The 23,704-nt window shown below is 58.2% G+C and carries 26 protein-coding genes; 2 read left to right on the forward strand and 24 right to left on the reverse strand.

The window, feature by feature from the left end; translation table 11 throughout:
- Positions 1–4 precede the first annotated feature (4 nt).
- The 4 genes from HU718_RS16455 to HU718_RS16470 all read right to left on the reverse strand — a co-directional run bounded on the left by HU718_RS16455 (position 5) and on the right by HU718_RS16470 (position 5,469).
- Positions 5–301: a hypothetical protein gene (locus tag HU718_RS16455; RefSeq protein WP_186615561.1), complete on the reverse strand. Its 297-nt coding sequence runs from the start codon at positions 299–301 to the stop codon at positions 5–7.
- Entirely contained in the window at positions 301–3,906 is a 3,606-nt protein-coding gene (locus tag HU718_RS16460) for a TipJ family phage tail tip protein (RefSeq protein WP_186615562.1), read from the reverse strand. The genes HU718_RS16455 and HU718_RS16460 overlap by 1 nt, the downstream gene beginning before the upstream one ends.
- A gap of 489 nt (positions 3,907–4,395) precedes the next feature.
- Entirely contained in the window at positions 4,396–5,004 is a 609-nt protein-coding gene (locus tag HU718_RS16465; RefSeq protein WP_186615564.1) for a tail assembly protein, read from the reverse strand.
- Positions 5,005–5,046: 42 nt separating this feature from the next.
- Positions 5,047–5,469 (reverse strand): hypothetical protein, encoded by a 423-nt coding sequence (locus HU718_RS16470; RefSeq protein WP_186615566.1) that lies wholly within the window; start codon positions 5,467–5,469, stop codon positions 5,047–5,049.
- Between the two features lie 196 nt (positions 5,470–5,665).
- Between HU718_RS16470 and HU718_RS16475 the strand changes: the two genes are divergently transcribed.
- Positions 5,666–6,499, forward strand: coding sequence for a hypothetical protein (locus HU718_RS16475; protein ID WP_186615568.1), 834 nt, complete (start codon positions 5,666–5,668; stop codon positions 6,497–6,499).
- Here HU718_RS16475 and HU718_RS16480 read toward each other — a convergent pair.
- The 14 genes from HU718_RS16480 to HU718_RS16545 are packed head-to-tail and all read right to left on the reverse strand — an operon-like array spanning position 6,457 to position 17,180.
- Positions 6,457–7,293, reverse strand: a complete 837-nt coding sequence (locus HU718_RS16480) for a C40 family peptidase (protein ID WP_225936801.1) — start codon at positions 7,291–7,293, stop codon at positions 6,457–6,459. The genes HU718_RS16475 and HU718_RS16480 overlap by 43 nt on opposite strands.
- Before the next feature lies 1 nt (position 7,294).
- Positions 7,295–8,044: a phage minor tail protein L gene (locus HU718_RS16485; protein ID WP_186615570.1), complete on the reverse strand. Its 750-nt coding sequence runs from the start codon at positions 8,042–8,044 to the stop codon at positions 7,295–7,297.
- Positions 8,045–8,053: 9 nt separating this feature from the next.
- Positions 8,054–8,392: a phage tail protein gene (locus HU718_RS16490; RefSeq protein WP_115989935.1), complete on the reverse strand. Its 339-nt coding sequence runs from the start codon at positions 8,390–8,392 to the stop codon at positions 8,054–8,056.
- Entirely contained in the window at positions 8,392–11,448 is a 3,057-nt protein-coding gene (locus HU718_RS16495; RefSeq protein ID WP_186615572.1) for a phage tail tape measure protein, read from the reverse strand. Before HU718_RS16495 ends, HU718_RS16490 begins: the two co-directional genes overlap by 1 nt.
- A 27-nt stretch (positions 11,449–11,475) precedes the next feature.
- On the reverse strand, positions 11,476–11,745 hold the full coding sequence (locus HU718_RS16500) for a DUF1799 domain-containing protein (RefSeq protein ID WP_158958932.1): 270 nt from the start codon (positions 11,743–11,745) through the stop codon (positions 11,476–11,478).
- Positions 11,746–11,798: 53 nt separating this feature from the next.
- The gene (locus tag HU718_RS16505; RefSeq protein WP_186615574.1) at positions 11,799–12,179 is read right to left on the reverse strand and encodes a phage tail assembly chaperone; all 381 of its coding nucleotides are present in this window, start codon (positions 12,177–12,179) and stop codon (positions 11,799–11,801) included.
- 9 nt (positions 12,180–12,188) lie between these two features.
- Positions 12,189–12,848: a phage tail protein gene (locus tag HU718_RS16510; RefSeq protein ID WP_186615576.1), complete on the reverse strand. Its 660-nt coding sequence runs from the start codon at positions 12,846–12,848 to the stop codon at positions 12,189–12,191.
- 39 nt (positions 12,849–12,887) lie between these two features.
- Positions 12,888–13,316: a phage tail terminator-like protein gene (locus tag HU718_RS16515; RefSeq protein WP_186615578.1), complete on the reverse strand. Its 429-nt coding sequence runs from the start codon at positions 13,314–13,316 to the stop codon at positions 12,888–12,890.
- Positions 13,313–13,909, reverse strand: a complete 597-nt coding sequence (locus HU718_RS16520; protein ID WP_186615580.1) for a hypothetical protein — start codon at positions 13,907–13,909, stop codon at positions 13,313–13,315. Before HU718_RS16520 ends, HU718_RS16515 begins: the two co-directional genes overlap by 4 nt.
- Positions 13,906–14,277 (reverse strand): hypothetical protein, encoded by a 372-nt coding sequence (locus HU718_RS16525; RefSeq protein ID WP_186615582.1) that lies wholly within the window; start codon positions 14,275–14,277, stop codon positions 13,906–13,908. The genes HU718_RS16520 and HU718_RS16525 overlap by 4 nt, the downstream gene beginning before the upstream one ends.
- A gap of 2 nt (positions 14,278–14,279) precedes the next feature.
- Positions 14,280–14,783, reverse strand: coding sequence for a DnaT-like ssDNA-binding protein (locus HU718_RS16530; RefSeq protein WP_186615584.1), 504 nt, complete (start codon positions 14,781–14,783; stop codon positions 14,280–14,282).
- Between the two features lie 57 nt (positions 14,784–14,840).
- Positions 14,841–15,431 carry a hypothetical protein gene (locus HU718_RS16535; RefSeq protein ID WP_186615586.1) on the reverse strand — a complete coding sequence of 197 codons (591 nt, stop codon included), beginning with the start codon at positions 15,429–15,431 and terminating at the stop codon, positions 14,841–14,843.
- Between the two features lie 45 nt (positions 15,432–15,476).
- Positions 15,477–16,439 carry a major capsid protein gene (locus HU718_RS16540; protein WP_186615588.1) on the reverse strand — a complete coding sequence of 321 codons (963 nt, stop codon included), beginning with the start codon at positions 16,437–16,439 and terminating at the stop codon, positions 15,477–15,479.
- Between the two features lie 12 nt (positions 16,440–16,451).
- Positions 16,452–17,180, reverse strand: a complete 729-nt coding sequence (locus tag HU718_RS16545) for a hypothetical protein (RefSeq protein WP_122607085.1) — start codon at positions 17,178–17,180, stop codon at positions 16,452–16,454.
- 156 nt (positions 17,181–17,336) lie between these two features.
- On the opposite strand from HU718_RS16545, the gene HU718_RS16550 reads away from it, so the two are divergent.
- The gene (locus HU718_RS16550) at positions 17,337–17,912 is read left to right on the forward strand and encodes a hypothetical protein (protein WP_122607084.1); all 576 of its coding nucleotides are present in this window, start codon (positions 17,337–17,339) and stop codon (positions 17,910–17,912) included.
- Positions 17,913–17,926: 14 nt separating this feature from the next.
- Here the strand turns inward: HU718_RS16550 and HU718_RS16555 are convergent, their stop codons facing one another.
- The 6 genes from HU718_RS16555 to HU718_RS16580 all read right to left on the reverse strand — a co-directional run bounded on the left by HU718_RS16555 (position 17,927) and on the right by HU718_RS16580 (position 23,662).
- Positions 17,927–19,015, reverse strand: coding sequence for a minor capsid protein (locus HU718_RS16555; RefSeq protein ID WP_186615590.1), 1,089 nt, complete (start codon positions 19,013–19,015; stop codon positions 17,927–17,929).
- Positions 18,990–20,408 carry a DUF4055 domain-containing protein gene (locus tag HU718_RS16560; protein ID WP_186615592.1) on the reverse strand — a complete coding sequence of 473 codons (1,419 nt, stop codon included), beginning with the start codon at positions 20,406–20,408 and terminating at the stop codon, positions 18,990–18,992. Before HU718_RS16560 ends, HU718_RS16555 begins: the two co-directional genes overlap by 26 nt.
- Complete coding sequence (locus tag HU718_RS16565) at positions 20,405–21,706, reverse strand: terminase large subunit domain-containing protein (protein WP_186615593.1); 1,302 nt, start codon at positions 21,704–21,706, stop codon at positions 20,405–20,407. The genes HU718_RS16560 and HU718_RS16565 overlap by 4 nt, the downstream gene beginning before the upstream one ends.
- Positions 21,693–22,154, reverse strand: coding sequence for a DUF2280 domain-containing protein (locus HU718_RS16570; RefSeq protein WP_095111689.1), 462 nt, complete (start codon positions 22,152–22,154; stop codon positions 21,693–21,695). Before HU718_RS16570 ends, HU718_RS16565 begins: the two co-directional genes overlap by 14 nt.
- 32 nt (positions 22,155–22,186) lie before the next feature.
- Positions 22,187–22,810: a putative metallopeptidase gene (locus HU718_RS16575; protein WP_186615595.1), complete on the reverse strand. Its 624-nt coding sequence runs from the start codon at positions 22,808–22,810 to the stop codon at positions 22,187–22,189.
- A gap of 636 nt (positions 22,811–23,446) precedes the next feature.
- Positions 23,447–23,662, reverse strand: a complete 216-nt coding sequence (locus tag HU718_RS16580; protein ID WP_186615598.1) for a hypothetical protein — start codon at positions 23,660–23,662, stop codon at positions 23,447–23,449.
- Positions 23,663–23,704: the final 42 nt, after the last annotated feature.

The raw sequence follows: 23,704 nt of genomic DNA on the forward strand, positions 1-23,704 counted from the left end.
CCTCCTATTGGTAAGTCAGAATAAACACGTTGAGCACCAGCCCTTGCCCGCGCCGAACTCTGAGCTGTCCTGCCGACCAAAAAACAGCGGGCAAAGAAAAGTTCTCATTCGGCTGGCTGGTTAGGGTCACGCACACAAAAGACTGCGCGGTGATCTCAGGCATGCTGATGAAGCTGGTGAAGTCGCTGGTGATGGGCGGCACGGTGACTTGCCTGGTCACAATCGACCGGACTGTCATCGTTGATGACTCAAGCGTCACCCGCCCCATCGCGTCTTTCGTTCTCGCACCGTAATAGTCCATTACGTCATCTTCCCGAGCGCTGCGCGCTCGATGTAGTTCAAGTCGTAGACGTAGATGCCGTTGTTGTTCAGCAACGTATAACCGGTGCTGGACTGGCCACGAAGCGTGAACGTACCCGCCGGTATATTGATTTCCAGTAGCGGCAACCCTTGCGAGTTGAGAGCAGCTGATCGCAGCGTCATGCCCAGGACCAGCTCCTTTATGAAGGCTTGGCTGATGATCGCGGTGTTCATGAATACCTGGCCGCCCTGCACAACAAACGGCGCAATCATCTGGCCGCTCACCTCATCGAGGATCGCGAACCGTTGAGCGAACGCAAGGATCTGCGACTCCTGCTGCTCACCTTCCACACCGATGGCGAGTCCGGCCATCACCGTCCTGTTACCGACGGTAGTGGATGTTTTGATGGTGGTGAGCGCAGAAACTTTGCCGTTCAAGCCGGAAACAGCGGTGCTCGCGGTTTCTGCTTTCGCGGTGGCGTTGTTGGCGGTGGCCGAGATGGTCTCGATTCGCTGGGCAGTAGCTTCCTTGTCCGTTGCAACCACAGATTCCAACGTTGAGAGATTCGCGGCATTTTTCCCTACCGCAGCATCGAGGGACGTGAAGCGCGTCGCTGACGCAAGCTTTTCCTCTGCTATCACCTTCTCGTTCGTCACGATGCTGGCGGTATTCTGATACGCCTTCAGCGCCTCGCTCATTGCACCGGTGCCGTCATCCTCTCGCCACGCCGCTTGCAGGGCCTGCATCGTCGACGCCTGCGCGGTGACCTCGCCGTCGAGGGTTTCGATCTGCGTTGAATGCGTCTGAATTTGGAGAGCCATTGCACTGCTGGTTTCGGCAATCGTCCCCATGTCGTACCAGAACTCAGCATTCGGCGGAGGCATTTCAACTGGTACAGCCTTGATGGCCGAGAACAGGCGACCATCGAGCCGCACCACTTCACCTTTCACGTACGGTTTTGCCGGGTCATAAACCATGGCATCGGTGATTTCGCCGATCAGGTCTTCAAGTTCTTGTTTGGCCTGCTCAAGCCGCTCATTGACTGAGCCCTCGCCATCACCGGAAATCTTTCCGATCTCCGCAAGCAGCTTCTCACCAAGGGCAGACTCCTGAATCCTGCCTAGGAAGTATTTTTCGTACTCGGACTGGTCGACGCTCACCTGCCCATTGATCCCATTCACTGCGGGAAACCAAGGACCGATGTTGCCAATGCGGTCCACCAAGCGCCCCCAGAAAAACAGACTCGTACCTGGCACGACATTCTGCATTTCGTGGTTCGATTGGGGATAGGCGAAATCGGCCAGCTTGACGGCCGTGGTCAGGTCGTTGACCTCGTTGTTCCAAATTTCAGTTCGCTGGGTATCTTCTGCACCAAGTGGGAATCCCCATTCGAGTCCAATGCCATAAACCTTGCTGATCGTTTTCAGATACGCCAGTGCGGGCGGCAGCCCCTGCTTCCCGCTTAGGTTGGTCAGGGTCGAGTTGCGCCATTGCGACGAGATGTCGAAAGCACTCACCGCACGTACCCTGGCCACGTAGGCGCCTGCGTAGATGCCGACCACGTCCACGTCGGTCATACCGGTGCGCTGCAGCTTGACCCAGTTGCCGCTGTCCTTGCGCCACTCAATGTCGTAGCCGACAGCGCCAACGACGGCTGGCCAGCTGATGGTCATGGTGGCCACGGCCAGACCCTGCACAACCGATGAAGTCGACGACAGCGAAACGCTCGCCGGTGCCGGAACAACGGTGATCGGGATTACGCTGATCGGACGCTCTTCCAGGCGAGCGCCAGTGTCGATGAATGCGAACTTGCTCGGCTCGAACTGCAGCGCGCTGATTTCGTAGTCACCCTCGGTGGTGCGCTTGGTACGCAGGACGCGATAGAGCGGGATAGCCAGATCATCGGCGTCGAGCGCCCATTGCAACTGCGCCACCGGTGGTTCGCTGTAGGCAACCGTGACGGTCACGGCGCGGCCGTTGACGCTTTGCACGGTGCGACCTTCAGCGCGACCGCCAGGAAGATTGATGATCAGCCGATCGCCGGCCTTGGCCTGGGTATCGCGATCAAGCGTCACTACGCGACCTGCCACTGCCGAGATCCGGCCGCCAACTTCTCGGCCCGCCAGCAACGAATCAGCCACTGGGATGATGTGGCCTGGCAGCGGAATCACACCTTCCATGCCGGTCTTGAAAGATACGGTGCGGTCTTGGTTGTTGCTGAGGATCGCCCACTTGCCACGGCGCTGGGCCTCGGAGGCGCGGGTACAGCCAATGGCGCTCAGCTCGGTCGGCCGGTCGCCATAGCGGCGCTGGAGATCCAGGTCAGCGAACGGAACAACGTCGGTGTCGTAATTGTTCGCCGGATTGTCGTAGCTCACCAGCGCCCGGGTGTAACGGGTCTTAGCCGAGGCGCTGCCATATGAGAACTTGCCGTCGATCACATTGGCCCGGGTGAACACGTAGTCGAAGTCCTGCGCGCGCGGCATGTCGGCCTGCATCACCAGTTGGCCCTGCGCCCAATAAGTCATGCCACGGTAAATCGCCGAGATATCACGCAGCAGCGACCAGGCATCAGCCTTGCCCTGCAGGTTCATGTCGCAGAGGAAGCGTGGTTCCTGCCCGCCCAGTCCGTTCGGCACCAACTGATCGCAGTACTGCGCGATCCGGTACAGCTCCCACTTGTCCACCATGAAAGGCTTGATTCGCTTACCCAGCCCGAAACGGTCTTCGGTGCACACCCCGTAGGTGATCCACGCAGCGTTGTTCGTCCATGCCGATTTCATCGAGCCGTCCCAAGTCCCGGTATAGGTGCGCTGGATCGGGTCGTAGTTGCTCGGCACCATCCAGCGTCGCGCCTTGCACTTCACGGTGACGGCCGGGATGTTGGTGAACTGCTCGGCGTCGAATTCGATATAGAGCAGCGCAGTGTTCGGGTAGCGCAGCTTGGCGTCGATTACTTCGGTGTAACCGGCCACCAGCATGGAGTCGGCGATCTTGTTGGTGTTCTGGTTTGGCGTCAGACGGCGCACGCGGATCTGCCATCCTGTAGCTGCGTCCGGCAGATCAATGCGGCGCGAGCGCTCGTAGCGCGTAGTGGTTTTGCCGTCGACCGCATCCACCAGCACCTGCTGATAGGAGCCGCCATCAGTGGCCACGTCGATTGCGTATTCGATGCGGTAGCCGCCGACGTTGCCCTGGTCATCGGACCGTTGCAGCGCCGGCCACGCCAAACGCATGCGCACGGCGGAAAGCTGAGTGTTGGTGATTGATCGCACCCACGGCGAATCGCTTCGCAGCTCGATGTTAAGCGACGTCTCGTTCTCCACGGACGGGATGCCCGGGATGTAGGTCTGATCCACCGAGCCTGGGCGCCAGTCCCACTTCACGTTTGGGAAGTTGTAGTTACCACTGGCATCGCAGATCGGAGTGTTGTCCAGGTAGATGTCGTAGTCGGTCGGGATACCGTCGAACTCGCCCTCGCCCACGGCGATTAGCAGTTTCGCCAGGTTGGTCGAGCGCAGGCTGTCGCTGGCTTCGGTCGGCGATTTCGGCTTGCTGCTTCCGCCCTTCTCGCCGTAGATCTCGATAAGTTGCGCTGCGCCCATGCTTTCCTCCAGGCGTAAAAAAACCCGCCGAAGCGGGTTAGGTGGTTATCAGTGCAGTGGAGTTTTCGACACTATCAGATGGAGAAATCTAGAGACAGGTCTTGGCGCTCGCGGCGCGGCGATCCGATATCCAGCTCATACTACTGTCGGAGAAAAACTCAACCTTTGTTCGGCCGTCGCGCTGCGTAACGTCGACCATCTCACGATAGTTTGCACTAACGACTGACTGCCCTCCGCCGGGCTTTGGCTGAAGATTCACGTTGTAATGAACGCCAGCCAATGACTCATTCTGCCAAGCGTAGAGGATGCACTCTGCCACCTGCTGCTCCGACTTTGATGAGGTGAAAGTCTTCAATGGCCCATCAGCCCTCAATTCCTGTGGAGACGCTGTGCACCCTACAACTGCGAGCGCAATTACTAGGGCTGCGATAATCCTTTGCATATTCTCTCTCACGCCAAACGCGCGAATATATCATCAGCGCCTCAAAGTTAAGCCTTGTCTTCAGCCAGAATTGAGGCTGAAATGATCATCCCGCCCCACCGGCGCTCGCCGATGCAGATCGGTACCGGGTTGCCGCTGGCCGTGGTGTTCTTGGCGCTGCCGAAGGCGTAGGACGGCGAGTTTTCGGGGGAGGCGCTTTGCTTCAGGCCTGAGGCTTGGGGGCTGAGCATTTGAATGACGCCGCCGATCGCCATCGACGCGCCGGCCGCATACAAAAACGGCGATGCGGCTGCAAACGGAGTGAATGACAGTACGTAGGCTGCGGCGATCATCACTGTACCGATGATGGTCTGCAGCCCGCCGGCGCGCTTGCTCCCGGAAATCACCGGAACAATGCGAATTTCACGCGTACCGCCGAGATCGAATCCGTCCATTCCGATGTTTGCGCGATTCCGGAAGATCGCAAACTTCAGCCCAAGGCGCTCCAGTCGTTTAATCTCATCGGCGAAACCAACAATGGTCGCATTGAGCGCACGGAACACCTCCACGACCGATCTGCCGTCGAGCAGGAATTGCTTGCTTCGAAAGAACTTATTCGCGAGCGAACCGGACAGCATCACTTTCGTCATTGGCGTGTAGGTAATTGCTGAGCACATGCCATTCTCCAGGCAATAAAAAACCGCCCGGAGGCGGTCTGTTCAGAGAGTCGTGGGCAGTATGTCGATCTGCCCATCGCCTCCGGTGAAAACTCGGTATTTCTTGACCGCGCCGTCTTTCACGATCGCTTCCCGCTCCACTCGGGCTGCGCCCATGGAGCAGATGCCAGAGCCGGTGTAAGCCGCGCCGACTGAGACCGAATCAGGCGGCAGATAGAACGATGCCTTCTGACCTGGTTCGAGCTTGGCGGCCTGTTTGCCATCGATAAAAACCGCCATTGAACAAAGGCTTCCAGTCTGCCCAGAGTCGCGGATCACTTGCAGCGTCCCATATGCCCCTGATGGCTTGGCCTGGTAGGCCAACAGCTGACTGGCCGGCGCCTGCTTGGCTTCACTGGAAGGCGTTGGCGAAGTCGCACACCCCGCCAACAGCGCTGCTGTCAACGCTCCTATCAAAATCCGCATATTTACTCCTTGTGGTCACGCACGCTGAAGGTGAAGAAATAGAACATGTCACTCCTGTGGAATAGAGTGCACTTTAGCGTGACACTGTCTGGGTATCCAGCATGGACGAAAGGCCAGTAGCAATAGGAGCGGCGCGAAAGTAGCATTATGCCATCAAGCTCAGCTCAATCGATTATTACGAAGGTAAACAATTAACATGGATAGCCTTTCAATACCTCCCACGATTTACGTAGCGTTCGGCGTGATTACAGCGGCACTTCTAGCTGGTTTTTTTTCCTTTTTAAATTTGGTTAGCGCTAAAGAAAACAAAGTGTCTGAGTTCAGATTAGCTTGGGTAGATGGGCTACGAGACGAAGTTGCTATATATACAGCAGCAGTTCAAGAATTAGTTAGAGTCGACGGTCCAAAACTATACGACCTGAAGGATTCATCTGAAACAAAAACTATTGCAGAGCTGAGACGAGAAAGACATCTAGAAACTCGAGACGCCTATAACAAGGTAGCGGAAAGCCTTTCTAGAATCCAGCTTAGACTCAATCCAAAACATGTTAATGACAATCCAGACGGGGATGAGGCTAGGCTAATGGCTAGCATTCAAAAAACCCGGGATCTATTCAACGGAGGCTACTATAAGGAAGCCTCAAAATTTTGCGATGACATAAGAGAGGTAACTGCGCCTCTACTTAAAAAAACTTGGGATCAGGTGAAGAAAGGCGAACTTGGCTACAGACTCATTAGAGCCAGCGCACTAATTATAATTATAGCCGGAACAACAGTTACCTTCGGCTTTGGATACAGTTTATTGCAGCACTCCATTGAAAAAAATAAATTAAATCTCTCAGAACATGGTGCCACCAATGAGTCTAGCACTCACGAAAACCTCACTAAAAACTCTATTAAAACTGAGAAGACGAATGTAATCGCGAATACCAGCGCAGACTCTCAAAAAAGTCATTTACAGAGTACAAATGAAAGACTACAAAAAACTCAAGCTCCCATTAATAACATTTCACCCAAGCCAATAGATTGAATGCCACCTGAATTCCCTTGCGTCCGGGCCGCGCTAGGATTGTATCCATCTTCATGCCTGAGGATGAGTCGTGCGCGGTCATGCCATGGACCGCCGAACACAATGACCTCCGATGGCCTGCCGTACAGATGGTGCAACAAGAACGGGCCGGGGCCGAAGGACGCTGCGTCCTCACCTGGCAGCGCTGGATCGGCGCCGAGAAAGATCCCCGCATGATTCGGGTAAACCGTTCGCCCCACTTCCATCACGATCATGTCGCCGCGCTGCGGCTGGTCGACGCGATAGAAGCCGGCGGCCTCGTAGTTCGCCTCGTACAGGCTGGTGTTGTCCTTGCTCTCCCACCAGCCGTCGGCGCGCTTGAAGGCTTCGAACTCCAGCCCCCACTCGCGTTTGTACCAGTCCGCGCAGACCTGCCAGCAGTCCCAGGCGCCGTGCACGAAGGGTCGTTTCAGCAGCGGCACTTCGCCAGACGGCATGACCGTGCGCAAATCGCCTTCTGGCCAGCTCAGGATGTGCCACGGCAGCGCGGTGGCTTCACACATGGCCAGGTCGCGCGGTGACGGCCTGCTGGTTGCATCCGGATGCGAGTGCACAACACCGATAACCTCGCCAATGTCCTCGGCCGCCGCGTATTGTTCGGGATCGATCCGGAACTCTTCGTTCGGCTCGGTCGAGACGTTGATGCAGGGGAAGTATTGTTGCTTGCGCCCGATCGCCAGCAGCAGTCCGCAGCACTCTTTCGGGTATTCGGCTGCCGCGTGCGCCTGGATCGCGTTCAAAATGTGTTTACGCATGTCAGCTCCGTGCGATCAGCGAAACGGCCGGGAAGCCACCGAACGGCAGAGGGTTGCCCTCGCCGAAGCGCGGGATGCAGCCCTTGCCCAACGTGGCGTCACACTCGTCCAGTTCAGGGTTGTCAGTGACCACGCCGTCTTTAGTAACGTACGGGCCGATGTATCCGCAGTTCGGCCCCCGGTAGCCACCTGTAAGGCACCAGTGACACAGCGTCGTGGCCTGCCGTCCAATCGACTCGTTACCGACGTCGCCCGGGCTGGCCAGCTCCCAACTGACATTTTCCCCATCCTCGTTCGTTTTCTGGTCGATGTACCAGACCTCGATCGTCTCTTGGGTTGGGTCTGCTGCAGGATTGCCAGCCGGGAAGTTCGCAGCGTCCAGGTAGGTGCCCAGCGTGTGGCGCATCGTCAGCTTGAACTCGAGCAGATCTTCGAACGCCAGACATAGCGCAGTGATGCGCCCGTTGACGTTACCCACTGACAGAGTGGGCCGGACCGCAGTGCCGTCGCCGTTCGCCTCAATGCCGTCAATCTGCATCGGCCAGGCGCTGTACTCGTTGCCCTGCCAGTAGATAGCCTTCGCCGGCAACTGGTCGGCATTGTCGCCAGCGGCGATCAGCTCAGCCGCGGTGTGCGGGATCGCGTGCCCATGAAAGCGCAGAACGTCCGCGCCATAGTCCGTGCCGTCCAATTCAAAGAGCAGCACTTCGCTGCCAGGCTCAAGCACCTGGATGTCACTGATCAGCGGCATGATTGCCCCTTATGGTTGGAATGCCCGCTCGAACGTAGCGGTGAGTTTGAAGACACCGCCGCCCATTGGTGTGGGAGCTGGATTTTTACAGGTGAACAGACCGAGCTCGCCGAGTGGCGTTGTCCATAGAAACGCCTTTGCTCCAGCATGCCGGTCGAGGAATGCCATGATCTCCAGCACCTTGGCCTTCTGGCCTGCGAAAGTGATCGGATACGAATCCTCTTTGTTGTTCGGGCCGTCGCCGACGTTCTGCGCGTAGCCGTTGCCGAATTTCGAGGTGCGCACCCGATAATTGATATCGGGTGTTTCGCCGCGCTCCGTTGGCCAGGTGAATTTCTCGATGGCCATCAGGCCCTCCCATTTGCATTTCGGAAGCTGGTACCGCCCGCGCGCCAAGAGTCAGCAACGGCTTTCTCGGCCACGGCCTGCATTTGCGACTGTAGGTTTTTGGAAAGCGCTTGTTGGTCGATCTGCATGCCTTCAGAGCTGCGATCCTCGGTCACCACCGTGACCGGCGCGCTGATGCTGATTGCAGTCCCGGAACCACCGCCAGCCGCGAGAACACCCAGCTTGCCGCTGGAAGTCCGGGTCAACGGCATGATCGCCTCCGGCCCCGCCTCACCCATGACACCCGCCCCGCCGCCGGCCATCCCGAAGGCGGTCGGCGTGCTGACGATGTTGTTGGTGAAGGCGCCGCCGTTGGCGAACATCTGCACACCCGACGACCAGGCACCGCCGAGCGCCTGCGGGAAGTAGGTGCTGGAGTAACCTGCCGAGGACGCGCCGAGATTTGAAGACGTTGCACCGGCAGATCCAGCCGCCAGCCCGTTACCGCTGCCTCCACCAGTGAAGTAACTGGTGGCAGCACCGACGAGGCTGCTCAGCAATGCAGAACTGGCCTGACGGGTCGCGATCCGCGCCATATCCGCCAGAATTGACTTGGTGAAGTCAGCAAAAGACAGCTTCCCTGTCATGGCGAAGTTGACGACGGCGTCTTCCATCGAACTGAAGGCATTGCCGAACAAGGTCTTTGTCTGTCCGGCAATGTTGCTCGCCGAATCCAAGTAGTTGGCCCAGGCCGACGTTGCTCCTTTTGTCCAATCACCCTGCGCTGACTCCACATCCGCATAGTTCTGGCGGATCTGGTCGGTGGCCGCCTTGTTCGCATCGGCGAGAGCCTGCGATTTCCGGGTGAACTCCTCCTCCGACATATTCCGCGACGGGTCGGACTTCTGATTTGCCAGTTCCAGCGACTGCTGTGCGAACCGATCCTGCTGGCTGTTCAACTCACTGTTGAGCGCGTTCTGGCGATCGCCCTGACCGACGCCGAGAACGGCTCGCTGCCCTGCCAGTTCCAGCGCTCGCTGTTGCTGAGCCAAGGCCTGAACGTAGGTCTTGATCGCACGCTCTTGTCGGGCGAGACGGCCGGTCTCGTTTGTGGCCAGAACCTCGAGCTGGGTGTCCGCGTCCTTCTGCGCTTTGACCATGCCAGCGCGCGCGTCGGCGATCTTCTGGTCCAGTTGGATGCTTTGCGCGGCAGAAGTGGTCTTTTTCGCCTTCGCGGTCTCCAGCGCGGCGATCTCAGCCTCATAGGCTGCGGTCACCTCGTCGCGCTCGTTGCCGATCAGCGCTTCGCGTTTCAGGGCATAGTCGGCTTGAGAAACGAGCCCGGCCTTCTGCGCGGCGTCCAGTTCCCTCTGGGCGTTTTTGTACTCTTCGCTGATGGCTGCCAGGTTGTTCTTGGCGTTGTTGAATCCAGTCAGATCGACCTGAGTGCCTGCCGCTTTCGAATCCTTGAACTGGTCGTTGATGTTCGCCAGGTTCTTGTCGATCGCAGCCTGATTCAGGCGCGGGTCGTTGGGAGCGACCTTGCGAATGTCTTCGAGCTGCCGCTTGTACTCCTTGATCGCATCAGTGCGCTTCTGCTCATTGCTCCATGCAGATTTGGTCAGGGCGTCAATCTTCGTCATCGACGAAACAGCTGCCCCTTGGGCTTTCGCCTGCTCGGCTTCCCATTTAGCGATATCGGCTTCCGCAGCCTTCTGATCCTCCAGCATGTTGAGCCGATTTCGCCGAAACTCGATCAGCGCATCCTTGGACTTCTGACTCTGAAACAAGCCGTCCATGCTTTCAGCCTGCTGGAGATCATTCCGAGCAGTTTCGATTTCCGCATTGATGTCGCGGCGACCGATGTTCTTCAGTCCATCAGCAGCCCGAGCAACAGCGTTGTAGCCCTTCTCCCAGAAACTCAGGTTCTCAAGGATATTCGGCGTGCGTTGATTGATCGCATCGGCGAACGACTCGGTAGCCAGCTTCACGGCGCCGGCATGGTCGCCCTGCTTCTCCAGCGCGGTGATCTGCGAGTAAACCGAAGCGGTCAGGTAGTGGTACTGCTCATTCAGTGCGGCAGACGCCTTGACCGGATCGTCGGCGAGCTTGGAAAACTCGGCAACTGTCTCGCTTACAGCCTTACCGGTCGCTTCCTGCCACGACACAGTGGCCTGGGTGATACCGGTGAAACTCTCGCCGGCGATCTTTCCGTTGTCGGCCAGCAGAGCCAGCACGGCTGCTGCTTGGCCGGTAGTGCCAACGGTTGCGCTGACCTGGCGGGCCATGTCGCCCAATTGCCCGGCACTCACACCTGCGTAGTTGCCGGTCAGGATCAGCGATTTGTTGTAGCTGCCCAGCTCTTCGCTGCCCTTGTAAAAAGCGTATGCCAGCCCACCCGCTGCGGCGGTGGCCAGCGCAAGCGGGCCAAGAATGGCGAGCAGACCCGCCGCACCCTCACCTGCACCAGCGCCCAATTGCGCAACTGCGCGTACACCGCTGCCCCAATCTCCCGAGGACAGAGCATTCCCAAGCTGAACGACGTTTTCCTGCGCCTGGCGCGTGCCGAGACGCAGCTTGTCGAAGCCGGTGGTGGTTTTGTTGAGCTTGTCGTAATCCTTGTCGATCTTACTCAGAGCGGTGTTGTACTCGTCCTGGCTGATCCGGCCAGCATCCAGATGTTTGCCCAGTTGCTCGACCTGAGTATCCAGCTTCGCCAGCGCGGCGCGGGCCGGGTCAATGGCGCCCAACAGGCTGTTCAGTGCCTTCTGCTCATCCATGGTCGACTTGGCCAGCGCTACCTGCTGCTTATCGAGCTGCGCCGAGATCTTCGCGGCCTCAGCCTCGCCATAGGCGCCAGTTTTGGTCAGCTTCGCCAACGCATCGCGCTGTTTGGCAAGGTCCTGCGTAGTCTTGGCGCTGGTAGAGAGCGACTTCTCCAGCGCCTGCATTTCGTTCATCAGCGAAACGGCGGACTGCTCGGCCCGGCCGCCGGCCTTCGCCATCTCATCCAGGCTCGCTCTGGCCTCGATCGCATCGGCCGAATCGATCTTGACGCCGAGTTCTGCAATGTTCATCGACTCACCTTGAATAAGTGCCCGTGATTACGGGCTGTTTTCCCTTTCCTCCGCCATGACGCGCAGAGCTTCGCCTTCCAGCACCTGCAGGTCAGGAAAGATTTCAGCGAGTTTCTTTTTCTTGATGCCGAGGAATTCGGCGACGTCGCGAATGCAGTTGTAATCGAGGCCGATTGCGCCACCGGTGCCGACCCGCCACTGCGTGGACATTCGGTTGAACAGGAGGAAGGCCGGCCAGTTGCATGGCCAAACCTCTACATCGTCACCCGACAAATCGGCAGCCGTCAGCCCGAGGATTGCCAGCTGCTCAGCAGATGGCCCGCTTTCGTACAACGCTGCGGCTGCTGCTCTCAGTTTCCCAACCGGGCCTGATTGAATGCGTTCTGGTAGGCATTCACTACCGCTTCGGCGGTACCCTGACATGACTTCACAAGGGCAAGGATGCTCTTGTCGTCGAACTTGTCATCGAACCCCCAACCAGCGACCAGATCCTTGATCTGCTGCACCTGATACTCGGTTTCGGCAGCAACGACATCCGATAATGTGGTGCCTTCCCCGAACCCCTCGCGCATTTCCTTCGCCTTCAGGTTCCACTCGTCGAACAGCTCGGCGAGTGCCGGGCGATCGCGATACTTGAAGGTGAACTCGATTGCCTCGGGTTCACACCCGACAACGGGTATGTGCACAAGAGCCTTGAACGTAGGGTTCTGAGCGATCCTGATCTTTGCCATGGGAATTCCTTATGCGCCGGCCAGGTAACGGAGCGAGCGAGCAGAAAGCCCGATGCTGATGGTTCGGGTCATGACGTTGTTGCGCTCCATCGTCGGATCAGGAGTGATGCTCACATAACCCGGATAGAGGATCTGATCGCCGTTGCGCAACTTCATGCGCACGACGGCCAGCTCTTTGGTGTCATCGAAGCCTTCGACAGTCTCGACGTATTGAGCGGTCGGCTGATCCTCCACCACGATAGTGATCGTGGTCGGGTTGCGGTTGGTTGGGAACTGCTTGTCGTCGTCATCTTCCAGGTAGCCGACAGTTTGGTATTGCTGCTCGCCGCCGGAGGATGTGAAAGAGGTGACTTTCGAGATTTGCGTCCATCCGGACACCGGTATCACTGAGCCAGAACCTGCACCGACAGTGAATTTGTCGGTGTTGGTGGTATTGAGACCAGCCAAGGCAAAAGCATCGGCGGTGACGCCGGACGCCTTTACTGCGCGGTCATTGATCAGCGCCCAGCCGGAGTTGATCAGCAAAACGTCGCCATTTTCGATGCTGTGCCCCACAGAAGCAGCGACCGGCGGTTTCGCATTGGTCAAGGCGGTGAAAGCGACGGCGGATCCCATAATGCTGGCAATCTCCAGCACAGCGCCGTTCGGCAGCGGAAAGCGTGCGGCCATGGTGTGTTTCCTCTTGAATGCCCGCCTGACGGCGGTAGGTTATGCCCCAGCGGGCGGTTGGTCTGCGACACCTGCGTAGGTGAAGCTGGCCGGGACCGTATAGGTCGCGGACTCAGTGATAGTTGGCCCTTGATCTACTGGTTCAGTGATGAGTCCATCGAACCCGTTGCGGGCCAGTGGCGTGTCTACTCGAAAGAGCTGCGTCAGCTCTTCAACAAGTGTCTCTGCGGTGGTCATGGCCTGGGCCGACGGACAGACGATGCTGATCTGATAGACGCCGGTGTACTCGTATGCGTCCCCGCCGAGGTAACGGCAAGTGGTGCTGGCTGGAAGCTGGAAAGCTCGCAGATAGGTTTCAGATGGATTTGGCGTGAAAGGCTGATTTGAGTAGGCCACTCGTATTGGACGCGCAGCCGACCATGCGGCCAGCTTCGTTTCGATGGCCTGACGGGCGCGTGCGTGACTCATACCTGATTGTTCCTGATGGCCTCCTGCACGATCTGCTGGAAGCGGGCCACGGTTACCCGAACCATGCCGCCGGGAGCTTGGGTGGAATGACCGAACTCCAGCGGAATCGCGTAGGGCAAGTTGTTGATGATGTAGGCCATCTGGCCGGCGGTGAAGTCGCTCATTGCCGCTACCAGCGCCGCGGTAGTCTCGGCGCCGCTCGGGTCAACCTCGTCGAAGGTGACGCTCTCGACCACGCCGAGAGATATGTGCCAGTTCGCGCGGAACCGGCCGCCGACGTAGCCTTCGGGCGCCTTGATGTCCATGCCGTCGTTGAGCTTGCGGCCTTTCTTGAGCCTGCCGCCCTTGGTGAGGTTGGTCGGATCGCTGCGCAGCGCGCTGTTGTGGTCGTCGACGGCCTTGTTGTACTGGGTTGCTACCGCGTTCTGCGCCCAGATCTCCGGGTTACCCACGGGAGACATGCGGATCAGGCTGCTGCCGACCTCAATGATGATCTCGCGCACACTGGCGTCGATGGCTTCGCTTGTCTGGGCGGCGAACTCAGCCAGGCTTAGGGCGAAGCTGCCGGATTGCCCGGCGCCCGACCGGCTCATGACCGCACCTGCAATTCATAAAGGATCGGCGTACCGGCCGGATTCACTTCTTTCAAAGGCGGCACGATGGACCAGGTGCGCCCCTGAATGATCACCTTGTTCAACAGGTCTGGTACCCACTCCAGCCCTTGCGCGGCGATTTTGAGCTTCTTGTCGCCCTGCTTGATGAGGCTGTTGTTCTGGAATTCCTGACCGGTGAAGTCGAGCAGGATGCCTTGGGCGGTCTGTTCAATGGTGGCGCCCGGCGTGTCGCCACCGGTCTCAGGGTCGTACTCACCCGGTTCGGTCTTGCTGATGGTTACGGGCTGGCCGAACTGCGTTATCAACCGCAGAGCGGTAGCAGCCGTGCGGTCGTAGAACGCGCTCATTGTCAGGCCCTCACGGCAAACAGGCCTCGTTTGGCCAGGTAGTCGGCGAACTGGGTTCGGCTTGGGCGATCTGGTGCGGCCGGCAATAGCCTGCCGCTTTTGTTGCTGATTGGGGCGTATTCAACATCGACCGCGCCTTCGACTCGCTCGCGAATTACCGCCCCCTGACGCTGATCGACCGGGTCGATATCGTCCGTGTGGATCTCAGCAGCCAGCGCCATCTGGCCGTACTGGATCCGCGCCGGCAGGTAGTTGTCGGGCTTGATTTCGTAATCCAGTTCGACGCCGCGGCGTGGCCAGGACAAGGCCTGCTCGCTGCTGGACTTTCGCCCCTTCCACGTCATGCCGTCCATTGCCAGCGCGGCCCGGCGCAACAGCGCTTCCTGTGCTGGCACCTCCGCCGGGATGGTAACGCCGAACTTCACGGCGTACATGGCCAGGTCTTCAGCGGATGCGTAGCTTTCGGCGTCAGGCTTGCCGGTACCGTCCTCAATGATGAGAGTCATGAATCAGCTCGCTGTTGTGTTCTGGATCGGGTGCCGCATTGGCGGGCACCCGGATTATTAAGCCTGTTGCAGATCAGCAACTGCCTTTTCCAGCGATTCTACCGAAGCGTTCGCCCGGTACGTCACGTTGGCGGCGTCGAGCTGCGCTTTGAGGCTTGCGATCTTCTCGGCATTATCGACCGGCTCCGCTGCCGCCTTGAGATGTGCGACTTCAGCGCGGAGTGATTCAACTTCTCCCGCCAAATTATCGCGTTCGCCCCCGATGGTGATGACGCCTTCGTGAATGGCTCTCAGCGCACCGTACAAGCGGGTCGGCAGTTCGCCGGCGCCTGGGTGTTCCAGCTCCGACTGACCTTCCGCGGCTTCGATCAGCCGCTGGATGCCATCGCGCTCGGCGCGTAGCGTGAAGTTATCCTGCGCCAGGCTGGCAATGGTGTCAGCGCCGCTCGAATCAACTGGCTGGCTGATCAGAGGTTTCAACACAGAAACTTCGACGCTAAGCGCCTCATAGGCGTCGACCACTTTCGGCCAGTCGCCAATCACAACTGCGTGGGTTACACCCGCTTCAGGCCGATCGAAATGCGCTGGATTTCGATACCGCTTTTCCGGATCGAAGTCCGAGTTCTGGGTGGAGTAAACCAGTTCCATAAAAGTCTCCGTAGCGGCCATCGCTGACCGCTGTCAGGGCCAGTATCAGCCGCCGGCTGGTGGCGTAGTGGTCAGGGTGATCAGCACACCAGCAGTCACTTTGTTGCTGTTGGAATGCTTGACCCAGTTCGCAGCCGAACCCACGGCGGCAAGCGTTGGGTTCGCACCACCAGCGGCTTCCTTCCAGCTGTAGCCGAGCACATCGATGTTGACGGTGCCTTCAGCGCGGTAGCCGATACCCAGGTTCTCTTCGTCATTCACCGCGTAGGAGCGGAAGCCAGGCGCCTGCGATTCAGTGATCACCACAGCGTTTGGCAGCAGGCCGAAGATCACGTCTGCAGGCGCGGTGTCGGTGACCAGCACCGGCTTGCCGAGAGTGCCTGGCAGTCCGCCGTAGATTACGACACCGGCTTCTTCGTAGACCTTGTTCGCGATCGCCTCGTCGACGATGTCGAAGTAAGCACTGGAATGCATGACCCACAGCGCGATACGGCCGAACTTGTCGCCGAACTTGCGCATGCCACGGGTCAGGGTCTTCTTGCCGTCGGTCTCGATGTTGGCAGCGACCACCATGTCAGCGTTGGAACTGATCGACGCGCGCAGCGCTGCAGTGGCGTACTGGATGAAACCTTCCAGAGTGGCGTCAGCAACGTCGGCGCCGATGATCTGGGAGAACTCGTCGACCGGACGACCACGGCGCTTGAAAGCCTCTTCGGTGGTCTGGTACGGACCGTATTTCCAAGGTGCCTTGACGCCAACGGCCTCACCGGCGCCGATCTTCTTCGCGGTCACTTTGCCAGTGGAGTTGACGTCACGATGCTCCAGCGAACCGCCGATCTTGTAGAAGGAGCGCTTGCGGAAGTCGCCTTCGATCAGCTCGTTGTCGAGCACGATTGCACCATTGGACGATGCGTTGAACACATCGAGGTTGTCCTGGACACGCTCCAGGTATGCGGTTTGCGCCTCATCGTTGTAGATGATCAGGTCGCTGTTCACAGTCGTTGCCATGGGTGAATCCCCTTACTTGGGCAATTGCAGGTATGCGGTTTGGCCGTGCTTGCGCTGGTAGTCGCGCTTTTGCTCGGCAGTCATTTCGGAGCGCTTGAATGCAGCCTGGCCGCCACCCCCGCCCGGGGCTTGTGTCCCTGAGGCCCTTGGCCACAGATGAGGTGCGCTTTCGCGCAGCGATTCCGCCCATTCGAGCGGAGTCAGAGGAGTCTTGCCGTCTTTGCCGAGGATGACTTGGCCGGATTCATCAACGGCGACCGCTTCACCCTCTTCGTTCAGCGAGAACACGCCTTTGGCGCGCAGGATGATGTCGTCGGTTGCTTCCGGGAGTGCGCCGGCTTTAAGCGCTGCACCGCGAACCGAATCGCCCAGGACTTTGCCCTGGAACTTGGCGGCGAAAGCTTCGGCCCTCTCGGCGCGCGCTGTGACTGTCTTCAACTGCTTGTCGTAGTCGCCACGCAGGCGTTCGGTGCGGCGGTTGAAGACCTCGTCGACCTTACCCTCAGTCAGCAGCTTGGTTTCTTCGTCTTGGCCGGCACGACTGAGCAAGCCTTTTACGGCGTCAATGTCGATGCCCTCAAATTGCGTTTCGAACTGGGTCAGCTTGCCTGTGGTTTCCTTTAGCTTGCCCAGCAGCTCGGAGTTTTTGGTTTTCAGACCAGAAACAGAGGTCTCAACGGCAGTCGCGATAGCGGCCTTGATTGCCGGGTTGTCCAAGTCGATTTCGTTTTCTTCTGCCACGTTGATGCACCCCTTGGGTATGTGTTGCCTGCTTTGCAGGCATAAAAAAGCCCCGCGAATGCGAGGCTGAAAAATAGTGAATGGCTCTACTGAGAGGTGTCGATCTGGGTAGAATTGCGTCAACCGCCAAATTACTAATGGAGTAGTACAGAGAAAATGAAGCTAGAAACGATCAAGCAATTCACTCGTAAGGGTTATGTCAGAGTCGGAGGACTCATCACTCTCGTCGCCGGCATCGCGACAATTTACGCAGCGGTTCATGAATCAGGTCCAGAGCACAACCCGGGCTTCCTCGGGCGTTGGGAAAGCAACTATCAACATCCAGTTCCAGGCGGAACTGTTGCGTTCAATGGTGTCACTGAGTACTTCCGAAACGGGCGATACAATGTGAATGGCACCCTCAAATTCTCGGGTGGCGAATCCGACAAGCCATTTTCTGCTGCTGTGATTACAAAGGGGTCTGGTACATGGACGGCTGACAATCATTTCCTAACTTTTACGTTGACAGGCTTACACTCGGAACCGACCACCTTTCAAAGCGGCGGGCAAGAGATGCCGATCCCTCTTTTGGAAAAGCTGACCGGTTATTCGCTCCCGGACATGAATAAGCAGTATGTTCCAGGTAGTTCGGATGAGTACGAGATCTTGTCCCAAGATCAGCGACAAATCGTACTTCAAGGAAAAGATCCTTTCGGCAATCCATTTAAGATTGTCAGTTTAAGACCTCAATGAGCCATGCGGGCAGGCTATGAAATGCCTGCCCGTTCAAAGGCCAATGGCTCCAAACCTTTCATCTGCACCAAAGTCAGCGGCGCGAAGTTGCGATCAAGCTGTAACTCTGCAAACCGTTCGACGGACAACCCACCCTCGCGGAACAACTTCGCACGCACAGGGCCGATTGCCACGTCCTGAAACGACGCCGGCTGCTGTTGAAGCCAATGGTAATAGTCGAGGCTCGCACTGACCTGCCCTGCTCCATCTGCGCCTGCCGAAGCCCGAGTAGCGCCTTTGGCGAACATCTCACTGAGCTTTGTCAGCAAGACAAACGTGGTTCGGCAATTCGGGTGAAACGGTGGCCGCGGGCCTGAGTCGACCGGAAACCGTCGCTTATCCATCGATCGACACTGCTGGCTGGTCTTGCTGTCCAGCGTGGCTACCATCTCAACCTCGGACACGATGTCCGTGTTGGCCTTGGCCACCTCCATTCGCGCCTGTGACGACACATGCTGAATCGCTGTGTGCACCACCGTGCTGGCATTGCGGTTGGTGGTGGCGAGAATGCCGTTCTTGTAGCCGGCCGACTTCGTACCGCGGATGTTGCGGATGATCTGGAAGTTCGTTTGTCCTTCGAAGAAGCCCTGCCGGATCGTGCCGGTGACGCGCTCGCGCTCGGCACTGGTCCACCCCTTGATGAACGACTTCAGCAGCTTACCGCCGCCGGTGCCGCGCACACTGAGAGGATTGGTCAGCACCGCCGTGCGGATAGCCGCTGCCGTTGGCGCGACCACATCCAACGAGACACCAACCGGCGCCGACCGGGCCAGGCTAGACGCCTCAAACTCGGCCTCATAGTTGGCGATATCGATCAGGTCCAGGTTCAGTTGCGCGCTGTAGCGGTCGAAGATGCCCAGTAGCAGACTGTCGACCTCTTTCAGCAGCGCCTCCAGCCGCTTCACGTTGTACTCGGTCAGATCCGATTGAGTGAGCCGGTCGCGTATCGAGCGGTCGATCTCCTTCAGGAACGGGGCGAACTTGCCGACCTCCCCGGCCTTCAGCTTCTCGAGGAAGACAGCGTGCCGAATCGTAGCGTCAAGGATTGCTTGGTTTGCCGCCATCTACTTTGTCCTCATCGTCCAGGCCCAAGCCGTCGCCCTGCTCTGCAAGCTCGCCATCGATCTGCTGGTCTGTACGCTCAGGCGCAATCAAGCCCAACTTGCGCAGGTATGCCCGAAGATCCGCTTTGGCGAATCCACCGTTTTGCCAGAGTCCGACCAGCGCGGTGATCATTTGCGGATCTGCCGTCAGCTCCACGAATTCCTGGTTGATCTGGTAGGCAACCTTTGCGTCGTCGACGCCCATGTAGGTGCAGCACCACATAATCGCCCTGGTGTATGCCTCGCTGACGTTGGCCACGCAGCCGGCGAGCACCGACGTCGATGCAGATTGATCACCACGCGCTTCGGTCGCCGTCTTGGACGAGAGAGAGGCTACGACCATGCGGGCGCCCAGCTCGATCATCATCTGGTTCTTGTCAGCCATGGCCTCCTTCACCAGCGTGTTCGGCAGTGGCTGGGCATACCCGAACTGGCCACCGGTAGGCAGCATCATCGGTGCGCGGGAGCCGACGTAGACGCCGTTCTTCTCCATCCAGTCGCGCCACTGTTCATCCAGACCGGAAATCCATGGCTGAGCCTGGCCACACCAGAAGACGCTATCTTCGTAGTCGGCGCTGTTCCGGTAGTGCCCCAGGTTGATCATTGCAATGTCGTACAGCGGCGACTCATCGATACTCGGATCGTTGTTCTGCGCGCCGACGAAGGTGAACGGGATCTCCTTCAAGCGGCCGGCGGCGCCGGTGGGTTTGAATTCCTGAACAACGGCCAGCGGCCCGCCACCTTTCGGCCCGGATCGACGCCAAACGCGGCAGACAAAGCCATCATCCTCGAGCGCCAATTCCCGGTATTGCTCTACCACCTTGAAACCGAAGCCGTCTTCGATCTCCGGCGACTCGCGCAGCACCACCAGGGTCAGCACGCTGTGACCGTTTACCATGCCTGTGCGCCAGTTGATGATGTCTTCGGCGCAGTACGACAGGATCACGGAGTGGCCACCGGTTCCGGCGTCCTGGTGGTAATCGACGTACAGACCATGCCGTCCAGCCTCAAGCACCTTTTCCAGCGTGCCTTGCGAGTGCTGGTAAATGCTCACCCCTGAGCCGTTGGCGTTGTCCTGCAGGTATTCCATCTTCTTCGCGACGGTCAACGTTGGGTCTTTGTGAAACGCCAAACCGAGCAAGCCATTGCGCGTGTGACCGGTGGCATTCTTGAACACCGCCCGTTCGCGATAGGCCTTGTTTCGATCTACGTTCTCCGGCGACTTGTCATGAGCGTTGATGTACGGCAGCCGGTCAACAACCCTGTGCTGACCGGCGCAAACGTCGCGCACGGTTGCCCAGCGATCTAGCACTTCGATGTAGTCCGCCCGCTTGAAGGAGACGTCGTTGCTCATCGGGCGTATCCCATTTTGATAGCGGTGACCGGTTTGATAATCGGGTACTCGCGGTGAATGAAGTAACCGCCGCCGTCGTTGGCGTGGTCGTTTCCTTGGCTCTTGTCTGGCTCGCCGTTCGGCGCCCAGATCTGCTGTTCCAGGCCATCGGCGTAGGTCGGGCATGTAAACGGGTTCACCAGGTAACGCCGCTCGCCCTGCGCGTTGCAGAACATGGCGTTCATGGCGTTGATCCGATCTTTCACCGGTGGGTTGGCCGCCGGCGCGATGACCGTGAAGCCCGCCTGCTTGAGCATGGCGATATCGGTGAGACTGGCATTGACCGACTTACGTGAATCACCGGAGGCGTCCGGGTAGATCCGGATCTCGCAGGTCTTCTTGTAGTCGTTGCCGGTGTGTTCCCAGTACCGTTCTTTAATGCGGCGGATCATGTCCGGGGTGTCGTAGCCATCCATCAGCTCGTCCACGGCCCGCGGCAGGCCCTGGTCACGTTTGACGTGGGTGATCGCCGCCATCTTGCCGACGTTGAAGTCCATGCCGATGAACAGCGGCTCACCGGGCTGCACAGTGTCGAAGCACTGATTCAGCTTGCGGTCGTAGGCGTGATAGATCGACCCGGACGTCAGGTTGACGAACTGTCCGTTCAGGTACGCACGAATCAATTGCTCGGGGTACGACTCCATCAGCGAGGCGATGTAGTCGTCAGGCAGGTTCAGCTCGTTGTCGAAGGTGCTAGCCTGGATCAGCCCATACATTTCCTTCAGCGCCGGCTTGTCGCGCAACTGCTTCACGAACTGGAGAAAGACGAACTTGAAGCCTTCCGGCGTCGTGGTTACGTCCACGCCGTTTTTCAGCCCGGGCAGGTTGTAACGCATCCTGGCAATAATCTTGCGCCAAGCCTGCTGCGCCTTGATCGACGTCAGCACGTCCAGCTCATCGACCAATGCGTGACCGATCTTGAAGCCGACGATGGTTTGCGGCTTCTCCATGGATCGGCAAATCACAGTGCCGCGATACTGCCGGCCGCTGTAAATGTGAACCTCATGGTTCGCCTGGTTGATCTTGGTCTTCAGCCCCCACTCGTGGGCAACCTCCTCCATCGTGGGATAGAAGATGTCTCGAATCTGCGGGTAAGTCGGTGCGAAGTAACCAGCGTTGACGCCCGGCCACTCCATGAAATGCTTACTGAGCGCTGAGCATCCGACCCAGGTCTTCCCGGAGCCGAAGCCAGCAACGAATGCGCGAAACTTGTGGGGTAACAGGAGGAACTGCGATTGCGGAACGTTAAGGCTCGGCATTCGGCTTCCTCGCATCCACTACGTCGACCTGGATGCGCGTCGGGATTGCCGGCTCATCGTCGGGCTCGTCCTTCCGGTTGCGGTTGACGTAGACGTCTCCCACTTCCTTGGCCGCCTGCTCGAGGATCTGCATCGCGAGGCCGATGTTCTTCATCGTCTCGGCCCGTTCCACGAATCGGTTCATGGCCCGGAGTCGGAACGCTCTGTTGGCGATCGGGATCTCGGCCGTCTCTTCGCGGAAGCGCTTGCGGGTATCTTCAAACACCGCTTTCCACTTCACGCCAAGGTCACGGCCGGCATGCTTAGTTGGGTCGTACTGCTCGCACTGCTGGCGAGACACCTCGACACCAAAAGTTTCCTTGACCGCCTGCACTACCTGAGTCGGCGTATCAAAACAGGCCAACGCCTGCACAATGAAGCGCTTCACCTCATCTTTCAGGGCTGCCATATGGGTTTATTCCGTCAAGGTCCTGTCAAGGATCAGGCCGACTTGAGCAGACAGGTTCCGCAGGCCCTCGATATGTTCATTTCCCCCACCTCGGCAGGATTGTTTGCAGCGTCCACCAGCTCTTGCACTTGAGGGCTCGCCCCATAGCGACGCACCACACCGACGAACTCTTCAATGTCGTGTCCGCGCATCTCAAGCTTGGGTAAGCCTTCCTGGGTGAACTTGGGTGCGCCGTACTGATCCTTCGCTTGGGCGATGTGATACAGCTCATGTTCGACCAGCGCGCAGAAGTCAGCATCAGAGCACTGGGCGCAGTAGTCGGCAGCCAGCGTGATGATGTAGGCCGGCACGTCGCCGAACCCATCTTGTATCTGTTGTTCCATCCGGGCTTTCTGCCAAACGCCGGCGCGGAACGCCACCTGTTCGGCTTGGCCGACGACCGTGCGCCCCTTTTTCGTAAAGGCAGCAGACGCCCACAACACACAAATGTCAGCATCGATCAGATGGGCGTGGTCTGCGTTGTGAATGCTTCCGGTGTCGGCAAGGATCTCCGCTTGGAGCCATTCCCACACTTGAGGGGCGGGAGCCAGCCGAATGCCGAAATCGGATATTTCGGATAGCTCCAGCATTGCCGTTGGAGGGTATGGCCTGCGCATGGTCATACCCCGGTGCTGTGCTTTGAAAATCTCGCTAGATTTCAGCGAGAAAAGATAAGGTCTAAATCAAAAATCATAGGATTGAGCGGAATGTACGCCATAACCATCCAGTAGCGATCCCAGCATCACAACGCCTGCGGTTACATTTCTAAACTTCGATTTGATACCTTGGGTGCGTTTTTTCATCTTCTTCCCTCCAGGGGCTTTAGTAGGTGATGTAATTCTTTTGTTTTCGCTAGGGGAAATCGAATCCCCTACCTGGTTTTCACATTTGCTGACGTTGGTCTGGTTAATGGTTACTGGGGCGTAGTTCCCGATCACCGTTGTAACAGGTGCCGCGGTGCAGGTCGTGTTCTGCCAGGCTCGCTCACTCCTATGATTTCTGTGATGGCAATAGTACATCATCGAATGACGAGAACTAAACATTCAACGCCGTTAACTTTTAAAAAAACAACTATTTTTCTATCATCCGCACGGTCGCGCTTTGCGCCTGCCAATGTAGCCACGCCACAACTAGCTCCTGCCCGGCAGCCTTCGCAGCGTCGTTTGTGTTGGCGATGGCGCTATCCAGATCAGTCAGGGCCTTACTGATGTCCTGGCCAATCGGTAGCGCTTAGCGCAGTCGGGTGACGTTTCTCACGTGTTGTGTCCTTCCAGCGGCTGAGCAAAAGCGAACTTCACACCATCGTCCGAGCAGTAAGCAGAATAGGTGGCGCTCTGAAGGATCACGCCGTCGACCAGTACCTCAACAGCAGCAGCACCATACTTCGCGATCAGCGCAGCCCTCAGGTCATCCACAGACAAGGTCAGCGTGATGTCATTGAAGTGGATCAACGTCTTCCTGATGCCCATATCCACCTCCAACCTCGCGCCACGATTTGGCGCATTCGAAAA

This window comes from Pseudomonas tensinigenes (assembly GCF_014268445.2).
GTDB classification, from domain to species: domain Bacteria; phylum Pseudomonadota; class Gammaproteobacteria; order Pseudomonadales; family Pseudomonadaceae; genus Aquipseudomonas; species Aquipseudomonas tensinigenes.